Source organism: Bacillus sp. JZ34, assembly GCF_053903205.1.
This window is the reverse complement of record NZ_CP096403.1, coordinates 2618945-2634790: the sequence shown is the minus strand read 5'-3', so window position 1 is coordinate 2634790 and position 15846 is coordinate 2618945. Positions and strand designations below refer to the sequence as shown.

Annotated in this window: 16 protein-coding genes and 1 riboswitch; all 16 genes read left to right on the top strand. The window is 49.9% G+C overall.

What is annotated here, in order from left to right; genetic code table 11:
* Positions 1 to 28: 28 nt before the first annotated feature.
* The 16 genes from M1D90_RS13250 to M1D90_RS13175 all read left to right on the top strand — a co-directional run bounded on the left by M1D90_RS13250 (position 29) and on the right by M1D90_RS13175 (position 15832).
* Entirely contained in the window at positions 29 to 949 is a 921-nt protein-coding gene (locus M1D90_RS13250) for an aspartate carbamoyltransferase catalytic subunit (protein WP_318602056.1), read from the top strand.
* The gene (locus tag M1D90_RS13245) at positions 933 to 2219 is read left to right on the top strand and encodes a dihydroorotase (protein WP_026579749.1); all 1287 of its coding nucleotides are present in this window, start codon (positions 933 to 935) and stop codon (positions 2217 to 2219) included. Before M1D90_RS13250 ends, M1D90_RS13245 begins: the two co-directional genes overlap by 17 nt.
* A complete protein-coding gene (locus M1D90_RS13240) occupies positions 2216 to 3310 on the top strand; it encodes a carbamoyl phosphate synthase small subunit (RefSeq protein ID WP_023857237.1) in 1095 nt (364 codons plus the stop codon). The genes M1D90_RS13245 and M1D90_RS13240 overlap by 4 nt, the downstream gene beginning before the upstream one ends.
* On the top strand, positions 3295 to 6507 hold the full coding sequence (gene carB / locus M1D90_RS13235; protein ID WP_128822392.1) for a carbamoyl-phosphate synthase (glutamine-hydrolyzing) large subunit: 3213 nt from the start codon (positions 3295 to 3297) through the stop codon (positions 6505 to 6507). Before M1D90_RS13240 ends, carB begins: the two co-directional genes overlap by 16 nt.
* Positions 6504 to 7274, top strand: coding sequence for a dihydroorotate dehydrogenase electron transfer subunit (locus M1D90_RS13230; RefSeq protein WP_023857236.1), 771 nt, complete (start codon positions 6504 to 6506; stop codon positions 7272 to 7274). Before carB ends, M1D90_RS13230 begins: the two co-directional genes overlap by 4 nt.
* Complete coding sequence (locus M1D90_RS13225) at positions 7274 to 8209, top strand: dihydroorotate dehydrogenase (protein WP_023857235.1); 936 nt, start codon at positions 7274 to 7276, stop codon at positions 8207 to 8209. Before M1D90_RS13230 ends, M1D90_RS13225 begins: the two co-directional genes overlap by 1 nt.
* The gene (pyrF, locus tag M1D90_RS13220; protein WP_023857234.1) at positions 8178 to 8897 is read left to right on the top strand and encodes an orotidine-5'-phosphate decarboxylase; all 720 of its coding nucleotides are present in this window, start codon (positions 8178 to 8180) and stop codon (positions 8895 to 8897) included. Before M1D90_RS13225 ends, pyrF begins: the two co-directional genes overlap by 32 nt.
* Positions 8894 to 9523: an orotate phosphoribosyltransferase gene (pyrE, locus tag M1D90_RS13215; RefSeq protein WP_020451333.1), complete on the top strand. Its 630-nt coding sequence runs from the start codon at positions 8894 to 8896 to the stop codon at positions 9521 to 9523. The genes pyrF and pyrE overlap by 4 nt, the downstream gene beginning before the upstream one ends.
* A gap of 163 nt (positions 9524 to 9686) precedes the next feature.
* Positions 9687 to 9793, top strand: a riboswitch (SAM riboswitch).
* A 102-nt stretch (positions 9794 to 9895) separates the two neighbouring features.
* Positions 9896 to 10012: a YezD family protein gene (locus tag M1D90_RS13210; RefSeq protein ID WP_369878884.1), complete on the top strand. Its 117-nt coding sequence runs from the start codon at positions 9896 to 9898 to the stop codon at positions 10010 to 10012.
* Positions 10013 to 10097: 85 nt separating this feature from the next.
* A complete protein-coding gene (locus M1D90_RS13205) occupies positions 10098 to 10799 on the top strand; it encodes a phosphoadenylyl-sulfate reductase (RefSeq protein WP_023857233.1) in 702 nt (233 codons plus the stop codon).
* 11 nt (positions 10800 to 10810) lie between these two features.
* Positions 10811 to 11875: an inorganic phosphate transporter gene (locus M1D90_RS13200; RefSeq protein WP_020451335.1), complete on the top strand. Its 1065-nt coding sequence runs from the start codon at positions 10811 to 10813 to the stop codon at positions 11873 to 11875.
* 25 nt (positions 11876 to 11900) lie between these two features.
* Positions 11901 to 13037, top strand: coding sequence for a sulfate adenylyltransferase (gene sat / locus M1D90_RS13195; protein ID WP_020451336.1), 1137 nt, complete (start codon positions 11901 to 11903; stop codon positions 13035 to 13037).
* Between the two features lie 13 nt (positions 13038 to 13050).
* Complete coding sequence (gene cysC / locus M1D90_RS13190; protein WP_020451337.1) at positions 13051 to 13644, top strand: adenylyl-sulfate kinase; 594 nt, start codon at positions 13051 to 13053, stop codon at positions 13642 to 13644.
* Between the two features lie 152 nt (positions 13645 to 13796).
* Positions 13797 to 14570: a uroporphyrinogen-III C-methyltransferase gene (gene cobA / locus M1D90_RS13185; RefSeq protein WP_095290449.1), complete on the top strand. Its 774-nt coding sequence runs from the start codon at positions 13797 to 13799 to the stop codon at positions 14568 to 14570.
* Position 14571: 1 nt separating this feature from the next.
* Positions 14572 to 15357 (top strand): sirohydrochlorin chelatase, encoded by a 786-nt coding sequence (locus tag M1D90_RS13180; protein ID WP_026579745.1) that lies wholly within the window; start codon positions 14572 to 14574, stop codon positions 15355 to 15357.
* On the top strand, positions 15338 to 15832 hold the full coding sequence (locus M1D90_RS13175; protein WP_105978922.1) for a precorrin-2 dehydrogenase/sirohydrochlorin ferrochelatase family protein: 495 nt from the start codon (positions 15338 to 15340) through the stop codon (positions 15830 to 15832). Before M1D90_RS13180 ends, M1D90_RS13175 begins: the two co-directional genes overlap by 20 nt.
* Positions 15833 to 15846: the final 14 nt, after the last annotated feature.

Here is a 15846-nt window from a genome sequence, read left to right as displayed (position 1 = left end):
GGAAATTAAAGCCTGAGGGGGAGAAAAAATGAAACACTTGACCGCAATGAATGAGCTTAGTCTTGAGGATATTCACGAGCTGATTGAAGAGGCGAGAGAGCTGAAAAAAAGGAAATTCGATTCCGTCCTCTCCGGAAAGTTTGCTGCCAATCTGTTTTTTGAACCGAGCACAAGAACGCGCTTCAGCTTCGAAGTGGCTGAAAAGAAACTCGGCATGAATGTGCTGAACCTGGACGGTGTTGCAACAAGCGTACAAAAAGGAGAATCGTTGTACGATACCGTCAAGACACTCGAATCCATCGGCGCTGATGTATGTGTGATCAGACACTCTCAGGATCATTATTACGATGAACTTATCGGACATGTCGGCATTCCGGTGATCAATGCCGGAGACGGCTGCGGTCAGCATCCCACTCAATCTTTGCTCGATTTGCTGACGATTTACGAGGAATGGGGCGGATTTGCCGGGCTGACGGTATCCATACACGGAGATATCAAACACAGCAGAGTGGCAAGATCGAATGCCGAAGTGCTGACAAGGCTCGGAGCAAAGGTTCTTTTCTCAGGTCCGGAAGAATGGCGGGATGACAACAATCCTTACGGGACATATGTGTCGCCTGATGAAGCGGTCGCAAATTCGGATGTCGTGATGCTTCTCCGAATTCAGCACGAACGTCATGAGAAAAAGGCGGCAGAACGCGATTATCTTGAAACTTTCGGACTGTCGCTGAAGCGGGCGGAGCTCCTGAAAAAAGACGCGGTCATCATGCATCCTGCGCCTGTTAACAGAGGCGTCGAGATTGACAGAGCGCTGGTCGAATCCACTCAGTCGAGAATTTTCAAACAAATGGAAAACGGTGTATATATCAGAATGGCGGTTTTAAAAAGAGCGCTTCTAAACGGCGAAAACAAAAAAAGGGGAGATCAGGCTTATGTCTTATTTAATTAAAAACGGCTTCATACTCGACGAAAAAGGTGAAAAAGTACAGTGCGACATCAGGGTTGAAGGCGATGGAATCAGCGAAATCGGAAGCCTTGAGGCCGCTTTGGGAGAAACGGTCATCAATGCGGATGGGCTTTTCGTCTCGCCGGGGCTTGTTGACCTTCACGTTCACTTCAGAGAGCCGGGCGGCGAGAAGAAAGAAACGATCGAAACAGGTGCAAAAGCCGCAGCGAGAGGCGGGTTTACAACTGTCGCCGCAATGCCGAATACGCGGCCTGTCCCCGATACGAAAGAGCAGATGGAGTGGCTCGTCAACCGCATTGACGAAACGGCATCTGTCAGAGTGCTGCCGTACGCTTCCATCACCATCAGACAAACAGGTCAGGAAATGACCGACTTCGAAGGGCTAAAAGACGCAGGTGCGTTTGCGTTTACTGATGACGGCGTCGGCGTTCAAACGGCGGGGATGATGTATGAAGCGATGAAAAAAGCGGCTTCGATCGATAAAGCAATTGTCGCCCACTGTGAAGACAATTCACTGATCTACGGCGGCAGTGTCCACGATGGGAAATTTGCCAAAGCCAACGGTTTAAACGGGATTCCTTCGATATGCGAAGCCGTTCACATCGCAAGGGACGTTCTTCTGGCCGAAGCGGCAGGCTGCCATTACCATGTCTGTCATATCAGCACGAAGGAATCGGTCAGGGTCGTCCGCGACGCCAAAAAAGCGGGAATCCGTGTGACAGCGGAAGTGACGCCTCACCATCTGCTCCTTTCAGACAGCGACATTCCCGGTCTTGATACAAATTATAAAATGAATCCGCCGCTCAGAAGTCCGGAAGACAGAGAAGCGCTCCTTGAGGGGCTTACAGACGGAACAATCGATTTTATCGCTACGGATCATGCCCCTCATACAGAAGATGAAAAACAACAGACAATGAGCCTGGCGCCATTTGGGATTGTCGGCTTGGAGACGGCTTTTCCGCTTCTTTACACGCACTTTGTCAAAACGGGAAACTGGACGCTGAAACAGCTCCTCGATTATATGACGGTCAAACCTTGCGAGGCGTTCGGACTTCCTTACGGTAAGCTTGAAGCCGGACGGTCCGCGGATATTACACTGATAGATCTTGAACGCGAAGAAAAAATTGATAAAAACACCTTTCTTTCTAAAGGGAAAAACACGCCGTTTGATGGCATCAGCTGCTTCGGCTGGCCGGTTATGACAATGGCAAAGGGAAAACTCGTTTACCAAGAGGGGAGACTTGTAAAATGAAAAGACGTCTTGTACTAGAAAACGGAACAATTTTTGAAGGGGAAGCTTTCGGCAGCCTGGAAAACACCATGGGAGAAGTCGTCTTCAACACGGGGATGACAGGCTATCAAGAAATCCTCTCAGACCCGTCATACTGCGGACAAATTGTCACACTGACCTACCCGCTGATCGGGAACTACGGGATCAACAGAGACGACTTTGAATCTATCACCCCTTATGTGAAAGGGTTTATCGTAAAAGAGTTATGTCAACTTCCGTCAAACTGGCGCTCTGCTTATACCCTTGATGAATATTTGAAAATGAAGAACATCCCGGGACTCTCGGGGATTGACACGAGAAAGCTGACAAGAATGATCAGAACGGCAGGTACGCTGAAAGGGGTTTTTGCCGGCCCGGAAGAAGATGCTGAGGCTTTGGTTCAAAAGCTGAAAGAAACGAACCTTCCGACCGACCAGGTCAGCCAAGTTTCAACAAAAACGGCATATCCGAGCCCTGGGAGGGGGAAGCGAATCGTGCTTGTCGATTTCGGAATGAAGCACGGCATCTTAAGAGAGCTGAACAAGCGCAAATGCGATGTGATCGTCGTTCCTCACAATGTTACGGCAGAAGAAGTGATGCAGCTGAAGCCTGACGGCGTAATGCTGTCAAACGGACCCGGAGATCCAACGGACGTACCCGAAGCAATTGCCATGATTCAAAACATTCTCGGCAAGGTTCCATTGTTCGGCATCTGTCTCGGCCATCAGCTGTTTGCCCTCGCCTGCGGAGCAAAGACGGCGAAAATGAAATTCGGACACCGCGGTTCCAACCATCCGGTTAAAGAGCTTGCAACCGGGAGAGTATCAATTACGGCTCAAAACCACGGCTATACCGTATCGACCGTTGAAAACACGCCGCTTGAAGTGACGCATGTGGCGATTAATGATGACACAATCGAAGGGCTTAAACATAAACACGAACCGGCTTTCACGGTTCAATACCATCCGGAAGCTTCACCGGGACCGGAAGACGCCAACCATTTATTTGATCAATTTTTACACATGATTGAAACCACAGAGAAAGAAGGGGAAGCGGTATGCCTAAACGCGTAGATATCAAAAAGATTTTGGTGATCGGATCAGGGCCGATTATTATCGGGCAGGCGGCGGAATTTGATTATGCGGGTACACAGGCCTGCCTCGCTTTAAAAGAAGAAGGCTATGAAGTGATTCTCGTCAACTCGAATCCAGCGACGATCATGACGGATACGGAAATGGCCGACCGCGTATATATCGAACCGCTGACGCTTGAATTCTTAACACGTATCATCCGCAAAGAGCGGCCGGACGCCATTTTGCCGACATTGGGCGGGCAGACGGGCCTCAACTTGGCGGTCGAACTGTCCGAGCACGGCATCCTGGCTGAGTGCGGTGTTGAAGTGCTCGGCACGAAATTGGCTGCGATCCAACAGGCGGAGGACCGCGACTTGTTCAGAAGCCTGATGAATGAGTTGAATGAACCGGTTCCGGAAAGCGAGATCATCCACTCGCTCGAGGAAGCGCGCGAGTTCGTCGAGCGCATCGGCTTCCCCGTCATCGTCCGGCCGGCATACACGCTCGGCGGAACAGGCGGAGGCATCTGCTCAAACGAAGACGAGCTGAAGGAAATTGTTGAAAATGGCTTAAAAATGAGCCCGGTTCACCAATGTCTGCTTGAAAAGAGCATCGCCGGCTACAAAGAAATCGAGTATGAAGTCATGAGAGACTCGAGCGATCACGCGATCGTCGTCTGCAATATGGAAAACATCGATCCGGTCGGGATTCATACCGGGGACAGCATCGTTGTAGCGCCGAGCCAGACGTTGAGCGACCGCGAATACCAAATGCTTCGCAATGTATCGCTGAAAATCATCCGCGCGCTTGAAATCGAAGGCGGCTGTAATGTTCAGCTGGCGCTTGACCCGGACAGCTTTCAGTACTACATCATCGAGGTAAACCCGCGGGTCAGCCGTTCATCAGCGCTTGCCTCAAAAGCGACGGGCTATCCGATCGCAAAGCTTGCCGCTAAAATTGCCGTCGGTTTGTCTCTTGACGAAATGATGAATCCTGTGACAGGAAAAACGTACGCGTCTTTCGAACCTGCACTCGACTATGTCGTTTCAAAAATACCGCGCTGGCCGTTTGATAAATTCGAATCGGCAAACCGCAAGCTCGGCACGCAGATGAAAGCGACAGGCGAAGTGATGGCGATCGGAAGAACGTGGGAGGAATCTCTCCTGAAAGCGGTCCGTTCTCTTGAAGCGGATGTCTATCACCTGGAGCTGAAAGATGCCGGTGAGATCTCGAATGAAGTGCTTGAAAAACGGATTAAAAAAGCGGGAGACGAACGTCTCTTTTACTTGGCCGAAGCGTTTAGAAGAGGATACACGGTCAGCGATCTCCACGAATTTTCGGCAATTGACCTGTTCTTCCTGCACAAGCTTGAGGGAATCATTCGCTTTGAAGAAAAGCTGAAAGCCGGGCGCGGCGACCTGGGTCTTTTGAAAGAAGCGAAAGAGCTCGGTTTTTCAGACCGCTTCATCAGCCTTCTCTGGGAGATGCCTGAAAGAAAGCTTTATGATCTTAGAAAAGAAACAGGCATCACGCCTGTTTATAAAATGGTTGATACATGTGCGGCCGAATTTGAATCGGAGACACCTTATTTCTACAGCACATATGAAGAGGAAAACGAATCGGTCAGAACAGACAAAAACAGCGTTATCGTTCTTGGCTCCGGCCCGATCCGGATCGGCCAGGGGGTCGAATTCGATTATGCGACTGTGCATTCGGTTTGGGCGATCAAAGAAGCCGGCTATGAAGCAATCATTATTAACAACAATCCTGAGACGGTTTCAACGGACTTCAGCATCTCCGACAAGCTCTACTTTGAGCCGCTTACTGTTGAAGATGTCATGCATATCATCGATTTGGAGCAGCCGAAAGGCGTCGTCGTTCAGTTTGGCGGACAGACTGCGATCAACCTTGCCGACGAGCTCGCGGAGCGGGGCGTCGCCATTCTTGGAACATCCCTTGAGGATTTGGACCGCGCCGAGGACCGCGACAAGTTCGAACAGACGCTTGAAACGCTGCATGTGCCTCAGCCGCTCGGAAAAACGGCGACATCTGTGGAAGGCGCTGTTGAAATCGCAGCCAACATCGGCTATCCGGTGCTTGTCCGCCCATCGTATGTACTTGGGGGGCGTGCGATGGAGATCGTCTACCATGAAACAGAGCTTCTCCATTATATGAAGAATGCAGTGAAAATCAATCCGCAGCACCCTGTCTTGATCGATAAATATTTGACCGGAAAGGAAATTGAAGTGGATGCGATTTCTGACGGTGAAACGGTCGTCATTCCGGGGATTATGGAGCACATTGAACGGGCCGGCGTCCACTCGGGGGATTCGATTGCCGTTTACCCGCCGCAATCCCTTTCAGAGGACATCAAGAAAAAGATTGAAGCATACACGATTAAGCTTGCAAAAGGCTTAAACATCGTCGGCCTGCTCAACATTCAGTTTGTCCTTTCAAAAGATGAGGTTTACGTCCTTGAAGTCAACCCGAGATCGAGCCGCACGGTGCCGTTTCTCAGCAAAATCACCGGCATTCCGATGGCCAATCTCGCAACAAAAGTGATTCTCGGCGGGAAGCTTGCCGATATGAGCTATACTGAAGGCCTTCAAAAAGAGCAGGAAGGCGTATATGTGAAAGTGCCGGTCTTCTCGTTTGCAAAGCTGAGGAGAGTGGATATCACGCTCGGACCGGAAATGAAATCGACCGGGGAAGTCATGGGCAAAGACAGCACTTTGGAAAAAGCGCTGTACAAAGGACTGATCGCTTCAGGCATCCAAATTCCGAATTACGGCTCTGTTCTCCTGACAGTTGCTGATAAAGATAAAGAGGAAGGTCTATTGATCGCCAAGCGGTTCCATGCGATCGGCTATAAAATATTGGCTACGGAAGGAACGGCCGGCTATTTAAGAGACGCATCCGTACCTGTTAAAACCGTCGGGAAAATCGGCGAAGAAGGCACAAATCTCCTTGATGTCATTCGAAACGGGGAAGCGCAGTTCGTCGTCAATACGCTGACAAAAGGGAAGCAGCCGGCAAGGGACGGCTTCAGAATCAGACGCGAATCCGTTGAAAACGGCGTTGCCTGCCTGACATCCCTTGATACGGCGGAAGCGATTTTGCGGGTGCTTGAAAGCATGAGCTTCCGCGCCGATCATATGCCGGCGATTAGAATTGAGCAAAAGGCGGCCGTCAGATGAGAAAAGGGTATATGACAGTCCGTTCAAACAAGTGTATCGCGGATCATATTTATCAAATGGTACTGGAAGGGGAGATTGCCGAAGTTTGCGGCGCTCCCGGCCAGTTTCTTCACATCAAGGTCTCAGATTCCCTCACGCCGCTTTTGAGGCGGCCGATCAGCATCGCCGACATCAACAGAGCCGCCCGGCAGGTGACCATCATCTTTCGCAAGGATGGGGAAGGCACGAGTCTCCTGTCTTTAAAACAGGAAGGAGATCAGATCGATGTCCTTGGTCCGCTCGGCAACGGTTTTCCGGCTGAATCGCTTGAACCGGGGAAAACGGCTCTTCTTGTCGGAGGGGGGATCGGTGTTCCGCCGCTTTACGAGCTGAGCAAACAGCTGACAAATAGAGGGGTGCACGCGATCCATGTGTTAGGATTTGCTTCTGCAAAAGACGTCTTTTACGAACAGGAATTCAGCCGTTTCGGGCGTGTGTATGTGGCAACCGCAGACGGCACCCGAGGTTCAAAGGGATTTGTTACAGATGTCATTGAAAACGAGGGGCTTCAGTTTGACTGCATAATGGCCTGCGGACCGACGCCGATGCTGAAAGCTTTAAAACAGCGCTATCCGGATAAAGAGGTTTATCTGTCAATGGAAGAGCGCATGGGATGCGGGATCGGCGCTTGCTTTGCCTGTGTCTGCCATACGGAAGAAAGCGAAACATCTTATGTGAAGGTATGCCTTGACGGTCCTGTTTTCAAAGCCCAGGAGGTGCTGTTATGATGCTAGAAGTCAATTTGCCGGGCCTTCAATTGAAAAATCCGATCATGCCGGCTTCAGGCTGCTTCGGATTCGGGAGAGAATTTGCGAACTTTTACGATCTTTCACGTCTCGGTGCGATCATGATTAAAGCGACGACGAGCGAACCGCGCTTCGGGAATCCGACGCCGCGCGTCGCCGAGACGCAAGCCGGCATGCTTAATGCCATCGGTCTGCAAAATCCGGGTTTAGAGGCTGTCATGGAACACGAATTGCCGTGGCTCGAACAGTTCGATACACCGATTATCGCCAATGTCGCCGGCTCGCAGATCGACGATTATGTTGAAGTGGCTGAAGAAATCAGCAAAGCGCCGAATGTTCATGCGCTCGAGCTGAATATTTCCTGTCCTAACGTGAAAACGGGAGGGATCGCCTTTGGTACGCAGCCGGAAATGGCCAGTGAGCTGACGAAAGCGGTGAAAGAGGTTGCGAGCGTTCCCGTCTATGTGAAGCTGTCGCCGAATGTCGCGAATATTACCGACATCGCTCTTGCCATAGAAGAAGCGGGAGCGGACGGTTTGACGATGATCAACACCCTGATCGGGATGCGGCTCGACTTAAAAACGGGAAAGCCGATCTTGGCGAACAAAACCGGCGGATTATCAGGCCCTGCTGTTAAACCGGTGGCCATCAGAATGGTGCATGAAGTCAGCCAAAAAGTCAGCATTCCGATCATCGGCATGGGCGGTGTCCAGTCAGCGGAAGATGTGCTTGAGTTTTTGCTGGCGGGTGCGAGCGCAGTCGCCGTCGGCACCGCAAACTTTGTTAATCCGTTTGTTTGTCCCGAAATCATTGCCGATTTGCCGCGCGTTTTAGAAAAATACGGATACCGTTCGTTGAACGAGTGTATCGGAAGGAGCTGGAAGGATGAAACATACGCCGCCCATCATCGCGCTTGATTTTGCATCAGCACAGGAAACATATGCGTTTTTGGACCGGTTTCATGGAGAAGAGCTTTTCGTGAAGGTGGGCATGGAGCTTTTTTATCAGGAAGGGCCGGCCATCCTTGAAAAGTTACAGGAGCGCGGCTGCCGCATTTTCCTTGATCTAAAATGCCACGACATTCCAACGACCGTATACAAGGCGATGAAAAGGCTGGCGGGGTTAGGCGTCAGCCTTGTCAATGTGCACGCAGCAGGTGGAAAGCAAATGATGGAGTCGGCGCTTGAAGGCCTTGAAGCGGGGACTCCGGCAGGCCGAAAACGCCCTTCATTAATTGCTGTGACCCAGCTGACAAGCACCTCTTCAGAAATGCTTCAGCAAGAGCTGCTGATTGAAACGCCGCTTCTCGATACAGTTGTTCACTACAGCAAGTTGGCTAAAGAAAGCGGACTTGACGGTGTCGTCTGCTCCGTCCATGAAGCCGAACACATTTACCGGGCCGCGTCTTTAGATTTTCTGACCGTGACACCCGGAATTCGCATGGCGGATGACAAAAACAACGACCAGGTCCGGGTGGCGACGCCTGGCTACGCAAGGGAAAAAGGCGTGTCGGCGATCGTTGTCGGCCGTTCGATTACACAGGCGGAAGATCCTGTGTCAGCCTACAGAAGAATAGGACATGAGTGGGAGGGAACCAAGGCATGAAAACAGACATTGCAAACCATTTATTAAGAATCAAAGCGGTTTTCCTGCGCCCGAACGAGCCGTTTACATGGGCGAGCGGCATCTTGTCGCCCATCTACTGCGACAATCGTTTGACGCTTTCATATCCGGAAGTAAGGGATGATATAGCTTCAGGGCTTGCCGGACTGATTCAAGACAAGTTTCCCGGAGCCGAAATGATCGCCGGTACGGCAACTGCGGGAATCCCCCATGCCGCGCTTGCCGCCGACAGGCTGAGCCTGCCGATGTGCTACGTCAGAAGCAAACCGAAGGCGCACGGCAAAGGAAACCAAATTGAAGGCGCTGTTGTAAAAGGACAAAAAGTCGTTGTAATTGAAGATTTAATTTCAACGGGAGGAAGCGTCCTTGAAGCGGCAGCCGCTCTCACAGAGGCGGGATGTGAAGTGCTCGGTGTCGCCGCCATTTTCACTTACGGGCTTCCTAAAGCCGCCGCCGCCTTCAGCGAAGCGGGCGTTGAATACCGCACGCTGACTGATTACGATACATTGACAGAGGCTGCGCTTGCCGGCGGATATATCAGCGAACAGGATGCCGCCAAACTGAAAGAATGGAAGGCGGATCCTGAAAGCAAGTCTTGGATGGATTAATGAAAAAAGCCGTATTCTCCTAATGGGAGAACGGCTTTTTTTGCGTCTTTTTGCAGATTTAAAAATAGTAAAATCGGATTATTTTTATTTTTTATTAATCCTATAAAAAAAGTCGGGTTGACTTTTGTTCGAATTGTGCTAAAATTTTAAAATAACAAAAGCAAACTTATCAAGAGCGGTGGAGGGACTGGTCCGATGAAACCCGGCAACCTGCGTGTGAAGCGTAAGGTGCTACTTCCAGCAAAATGCCCTCATTTTGAGAGATAAGGAATAGCGGAGTTCCTCGTCTTTCTTTCAAATTTGGAAGAAAGATTTTAATTTTTAGGGGCAGAGGAGGAGCTAGAAGTGAAGACAGATGAACAGCTTGAAAAGGTGATCATCAAAATGAAAGACATGCTGAAAGACATGAATTACGGATCGATCACATTCGTTGTTCAGGACGGCAAAGTCATTCAAATCGAAAAAAATGAAAAAATAAGATTGAAATAGCTGACTAGACAAACTAGAGGCGGTTTTCACAGTTTTTTTCTGCTGGAAGCCGTTTTTTTGTTGGCGAAAAAAGGGGGAACCGAAAATTTTTACTTACAGCACATGGGAAGAACCAAATATCTCTTTTCAGGAAGATGACTCTTATAAAGGAGCGCTGTCCGTCTTGAAATGGGCGTACGGACATTACGGAAATCAGCTTGTATATGCGTGCAGCTTCGGAATTGAGGGAATCGTCCTGATCGATTTGATTTATAAGGTGAAAAAAGATGCGGTCATCGTTTTCCTTGATACGGGATTTCATTTTAAAGAAACGTATGAAACGATCGACGCTGTCAAAGAACGATATCCAGGCCTTCAGATTATCATGAAAACACCGGAGCTTACCGTCGAAGAGCAGGCGAAAGAATATGGGGACGAACTATGGAAGACCGCTCCGAATTCCTGCTGTGAAATGAGGAAGGTCATTCCTCTCCGCGAGACGCTTTCAGGCTACCCGGCGTGGCTGTCGGGCCTGCGCCGCGAGCAATCGCCCGGGCGGAGCAAAACGAATTTTTTGAACAAAGATGAAAAATTCAAGTCTATCAAAGTTTGTCCGCTCATTCATTGGACGTGGAAGGATATTTGGAGATATGTGACAAAGCACGATCTCCCGTATAATCCGCTTCATGATCAAGGCTACCCGAGCATCGGCTGCGCTCCGTGCACCTCTCCGGCCTTTACAATGGATGATCTTCGATCAGGCCGCTGGAACGGATCGGCTAAAACAGAATGCGGATTACACGAGTAAGGAGATGAGTCATGGAACTTGCCGCCATTTTATTTAGCATGTTTTTTGCGATGAATATCGGAGCGAGCGGTGCAGCTGCTTCAATGGGAATCGCCTATGGATCTGAAGCCGTCAAAAAGAAGTTTCACGCACTAATAATCTGTGCAGCAGGCGTTCTCTCGGGCGCCGTCATCGGCGGAGGAAACGTCGTGAAAACGATCAGCTCAGGCATCATTCCCGAACGGGTGATTTCGCTTGAAATCGTCTGCATTATTATCGGCTCGGCGGCACTGTCGCTCTTTATCGCAAATGTACTCGGCATCCCGCTTTCGACAAGTGAAGTGACGGTCGGATCTGTTGTCGGAGTAGGTGTTGCTTACCAAGTTTTATATGTGAAATCTTTGCTTGTCATCGTCTCATTTTGGGTCGTTGTACCAATCGTCGCTTTTACCTTTACATTTGCGATGGCAAACATCATGAAAAAAACGATCAAACGTCCAGCCTCGGGAAAGAAAGCAAAGGTTTTGGCGGTCATTCTGTTGATCACCGGGTTTTTTGAAGCCTTCTCAGCAGGCATGAACAATGTCGCAAATGCTGTCGGACCTCTGGTGGCGGCGCATGTTTTGACAGTCGGGGAAGGAACGCTCTACGGCGGACTGTTTGTCGCGCTGGGCGCCCTTTTACTGGGCAGGCGCGTTCTTGAAACAAACGGCAAAAAAATAACGAAATTTTCAAAAGGAGAGGGGATCATCCTTTCCGGAACAGGAGCCGGGCTTGTCATCATCAGTTCGATTTTCGGTTTGCCGGTTCCGCTTGCGCAAGTCACATCATCTTCTATTATAGGGATGGGAATGGCAAAAAACGGCGGCAATGTCTTTCATAAACAAGTGGTCAAAACGATGCTGAAAGTATGGGTCGTCTCGCCGTTCCTTTCATTAAGCTTGTCTTATATGCTGGTCAGCCTTTTATTAAAAGGAGACTATTATGCTCTCATCGTCGTCACAAGCGTCCTTCTGGCATCTGTCGGGACGATCAGCCTGATGAGAGCAGTCAAAAAAGAGCACAGCTCCGTCCATGAACAAGGCGGAGGAATTTAAACACAAAGTAGGGGGAAACAAGTTTATGAGTTTAGCACCACACGGCGGTGTATTGGTTAACCGCGTCAATGAAGCATACGATTTTCAACATATCGCACAGGAAATTGAACTGGATTTAATGGCTTTTTCAGATTTGGAGCTGATCGGAATCGGAGCGTACAGCCCGATCCAAGGCTTTATGACAGAGAAAGACTATCTGTCCGTTGTCGAAAATATGAGACTGTCAAGCGGCGAAGTATGGACGCTTCCGATCGCTCTGCCTGTTGACGAGCAAAAAGCTTCAAGCTTAAAAGCGGGGGACACCGTCCGCCTCACCTATAATGGGGAAACATACGGCGTCATCGAGATCGAAGACATCTATACGCCGGACAAGAAAACGGAAGCCGTCAATATCTATAAAACCGACGAACTCGAGCATCCGGGCGTCAAAAAATTGTTTGACCGCGGCAGCGTTTATGTGGGCGGGCCGATCACTCTCATTAAACGGAGCGTAAAGCAATTCCCGGCCCACACATTCGAACCTCTGGAAACAAGAAAAAAATTCGCAGAACTCGGCTGGAAAACGATCGTCGGATTCCAGACGAGAAATCCGGTTCACAGAGCGCACGAATACATTCAAAAAACGGCGCTCGAGACAGTAGACGGTCTTTTCCTCAATCCGCTCGTCGGGGAAACAAAATCAGACGATATTCCGGCTGATGTCCGCATGGAAAGCTATCAGGTGCTGCTTGACGGCTACTATCCAAAAGACCGCGTCTTTCTCGGCGTTTTTCCGGCGGCGATGCGCTATGCGGGGCCGAAGGAAGCAATCTTCCATGCGCTTGTCAGAAAGAACTACGGATGTACGCATTTTATCGTCGGAAGAGACCATGCCGGAGTCGGCGATTACTACGGCACATATGAAGCGCAGGAACTGTTCGATCAGTTCGCGCCGGAAGAGATCGGCATTACGCCGCTGAAATTCGAACACAGCTTCTACTGCAATGTCTGCGGTTCAATGGCTACGGCGAAAACGTGCCCTCACAGCAAAGAACATCATGTCATTTTGTCCGGCACAAAGGTGAGGGGCATGCTGAGAAACGGCGAGTTCCCGCCGAGCACATTCAGCCGTCCAGAAGTCATTCAAACATTAATCAAAGGCTTAACGGCCGGGGTTTCTTAAGGGGGAGCATCTCTTGGTAAATAAAGATATTGTCTGGCATGAAGCGTCCATTACAAAACGGGAATATCATGAGAAAAATAAACATAAAAGCTCGATCGTTTGGCTGACGGGCTTGAGCGGTTCAGGAAAATCAACAATTGCCAATGCCGCAGCGCGTGAGTTGTTTGAACAAGGCTACCAGGTCACGGTGCTCGACGGCGACAACGTCAGGCACGGACTGAACAAGGACCTCGGGTTTTCCGATGAAGACCGGAAGGAAAACATCCGCCGGATCGGCGAGGTCGCGAAGCTCTTTGTCGAACAGGGGACGATCGTCATTACGGCGTTCATTTCCCCTTTTAAAGAAGACCGCGGGCTTGTCAGACAGCTCGTCGAGGAAGATGAGTTTCATGAAGTTTATGTGAAATGCGATTTGGCGACGTGCGAGGAGCGCGACCCGAAAGGCTTGTATAAAAAAGCGAGAAACGGAGAAATTCCATTTTTCACGGGGATCGATTCGCCTTATGAAGAGCCTGAAACGCCTGAACTAGTCCTTGATACAGGCGCACATAACCGGGAAGAGTGCAAAAATCAGCTCGTCCAATACGTGAAAGATCAAACGAAATAAAATGCGGGTGAAATAGGAAAGTGCTGCACATGCACTTTCCTATTTCATAAAGAAAACGTTTGGTTTTTGTGATATTTTCAGGCACCAAACGCTTTCTTTATGATTTATAATGAATTGAAGAAGACGTTGATCAGATCGGGGGGAAATCTAAGATGGGGAAAGTATATATCGTTGGGGCAGGTCCTGGAGACCCCGATTTACTGACGATCAAAGCTTTAAAAGCCATCCAGACAGCCGATGTCATTTTGTATGACAGGCTTGTGAATAAACAGATTTTACAGCACGCCAAGGAGGGAGCGGATCTCATCTACTGCGGAAAGCTTCCGGACTACCACATGATGAAGCAGGAAACGATCAATCATTTTCTCGTCAAGTATGCGAAAAAAGGGAAAACCGTTGTCAGGCTGAAAGGCGGCGATCCTTTCGTATTCGGCAGAGGCGGCGAGGAAGCGCAAACCCTCGCTGAACACGGAGTTGCTTATGAAATCGTGCCGGGAATCACCTCGGGGATTGCCGCCGCTGCTTATGCGGGCATTCCGGTGACACACCGGGAAGCGAGTTCAAACGTCGCTTTCGTGACAGGACATTATCAAAAAGATGAACATTTTGAAGAGAAGTGGAAAGCGCTAGCCACAGGGATCGATACGCTTGTCATTTATATGGGGATTAAAAACGTGAAGCAAATTGAAAGGCTTCTGATCGAAAACGGCAGAGATCCGTCTACCCCTGCCGCTTTCATTCATTGGGGAACGACGGACAAACAAAAAACGGTGCTTTGCACGGTTGAAACGCTTGCAGGTACAGTCGAAAGCGAAAAAATTGAAAACCCGAGCCTGATTGTCATCGGGGATGTTGTTCAATTCAGCTCACAGTTAAGCTGGTTTGAACCCGAGCTGAAAGATCCGGCATTAAGCGAGGCGCTTTAATATGAAACAAGCGATTTTATATATCGGCCACGGGAGCCGTCTGAAAAGAGCTCAAACAGAGGCAGCCGCTTTTTTGGAGAGCTGCAAAGAAACCATGTCCGCCCCCATTCAGGAAATTTCTTTTTTGGAACTGGCGGCACCGGATATCGAAACCGGTTTTAAAGCGTGTGTGGAAAAGGGCGCGACGCATATCGCGGCTGTGCCGCTTCTCCTCTTGACAGCCGCGCATGCCAAAAGGGACATCCCTGAGGAGCTTGCCCGCGCTTCTTCGCAGTATCCTTCCGTCAGCGTCACTTACGGAAAGCCGATCGGCGTCGATCAGGAAGTCGTCAAAGCGGTTTTTACAAGGATCGAAGAAACGGGGACGCCATATGAACATGCAAGAGTCGTGGTGATCGGAAGGGGGAGCTCTGATCCGGATGTCAAACGGGATGTCAATGACATTTGCGAGCGGCTGAGAGACCTCGCGCCCGTTGACGAGGTCATTCCCTGCTTTATGACAGCCTGTGAACCGCACTATCTGGATGTGTTTAAACAGCTTAAAGAACGGGACGGAAAAACGACATTTATCGTACCGTATTTGCTGTTTACCGGTATGCTGATGAACGAGATTGAAAGGGAAACCGCCAAGCTGAAAGAAACCAATCCGGACGTCGTGCTGACGGATTACCTCGGCTTCCACCCTCATGTGAAAAATGCCTTTTTACACCGCGTTGAGGAAGCGGTTATCAACAAAGCCGGCCGCTTTGATTTTACAGGAGCATCAGATGCTGCCGCTTCACATTAACATCAAAGGCAAATCCGCAGTCATTGCAGGCGGAGGGGAGATCGCGGCGCGGCGTCTGAAAACGGTGCTGGCAGAAGGTGCGTCTGCAACCGTCATCAGCCCCGAAGCATCAGAAGAGATGCTCGGATTGATCAAAGAGCACGGCATCGAATGGAAGAAGAAAAAAGCGGAACCCGGCGATTTCAAGGATGCATTTCTGATCATTCTCGCGACCGATGATCACGAGGTGAACAAGCGGATCGCCGCATCAGCTGCTCCTGATCAGCTTGTCAATGTTGCGAGTGAAGCGGAGCTTGGAAATGTATATGTTCCGAAAATAATCAACAGAGGAAACATCACCATATCCGTCTCGACAAACGGAGCCAGCCCGCGTCACACGATCAAACTGGCCGGACAGATTGATGATTTGATCGATGATGAGCTTGTCCAAGAGATCGACGAGCTTCTCCGTAAAAGAAGAGGCCTGAACCAGTGAGGTTCAGGCCTTTT

Excerpts from the sequence above, each read along its gene's own strand:
- M1D90_RS13250 (WP_318602056.1), top strand. The coding sequence starts at position 29 with ATGAAACACTTGACCGCAATGAATGAGCTTAGTCTTGAGGATATTCAC.
- M1D90_RS13245 (WP_026579749.1), top strand. The coding sequence starts at position 933 with ATGTCTTATTTAATTAAAAACGGCTTCATACTCGACGAAAAAGGTGAA.
- M1D90_RS13240 (WP_023857237.1), top strand. The coding sequence starts at position 2,216 with ATGAAAAGACGTCTTGTACTAGAAAACGGAACAATTTTTGAAGGGGAA.
- carB (WP_128822392.1), top strand. The coding sequence starts at position 3,295 with ATGCCTAAACGCGTAGATATCAAAAAGATTTTGGTGATCGGATCAGGG.
- M1D90_RS13230 (WP_023857236.1), top strand. The coding sequence starts at position 6,504 with ATGAGAAAAGGGTATATGACAGTCCGTTCAAACAAGTGTATCGCGGAT.
- M1D90_RS13225 (WP_023857235.1), top strand. The coding sequence starts at position 7,274 with ATGCTAGAAGTCAATTTGCCGGGCCTTCAATTGAAAAATCCGATCATG.
- pyrF (WP_023857234.1), top strand. The coding sequence starts at position 8,178 with ATGAAACATACGCCGCCCATCATCGCGCTTGATTTTGCATCAGCACAG.
- pyrE (WP_020451333.1), top strand. The coding sequence starts at position 8,894 with ATGAAAACAGACATTGCAAACCATTTATTAAGAATCAAAGCGGTTTTC.
- M1D90_RS13200 (WP_020451335.1), top strand. The coding sequence starts at position 10,811 with ATGGAACTTGCCGCCATTTTATTTAGCATGTTTTTTGCGATGAATATC.
- sat (WP_020451336.1), top strand. The coding sequence starts at position 11,901 with ATGAGTTTAGCACCACACGGCGGTGTATTGGTTAACCGCGTCAATGAA.
- cobA (WP_095290449.1), top strand. The coding sequence starts at position 13,797 with ATGGGGAAAGTATATATCGTTGGGGCAGGTCCTGGAGACCCCGATTTA.
- M1D90_RS13180 (WP_026579745.1), top strand. The coding sequence starts at position 14,572 with ATGAAACAAGCGATTTTATATATCGGCCACGGGAGCCGTCTGAAAAGA.
- M1D90_RS13175 (WP_105978922.1), top strand. The coding sequence starts at position 15,338 with ATGCTGCCGCTTCACATTAACATCAAAGGCAAATCCGCAGTCATTGCA.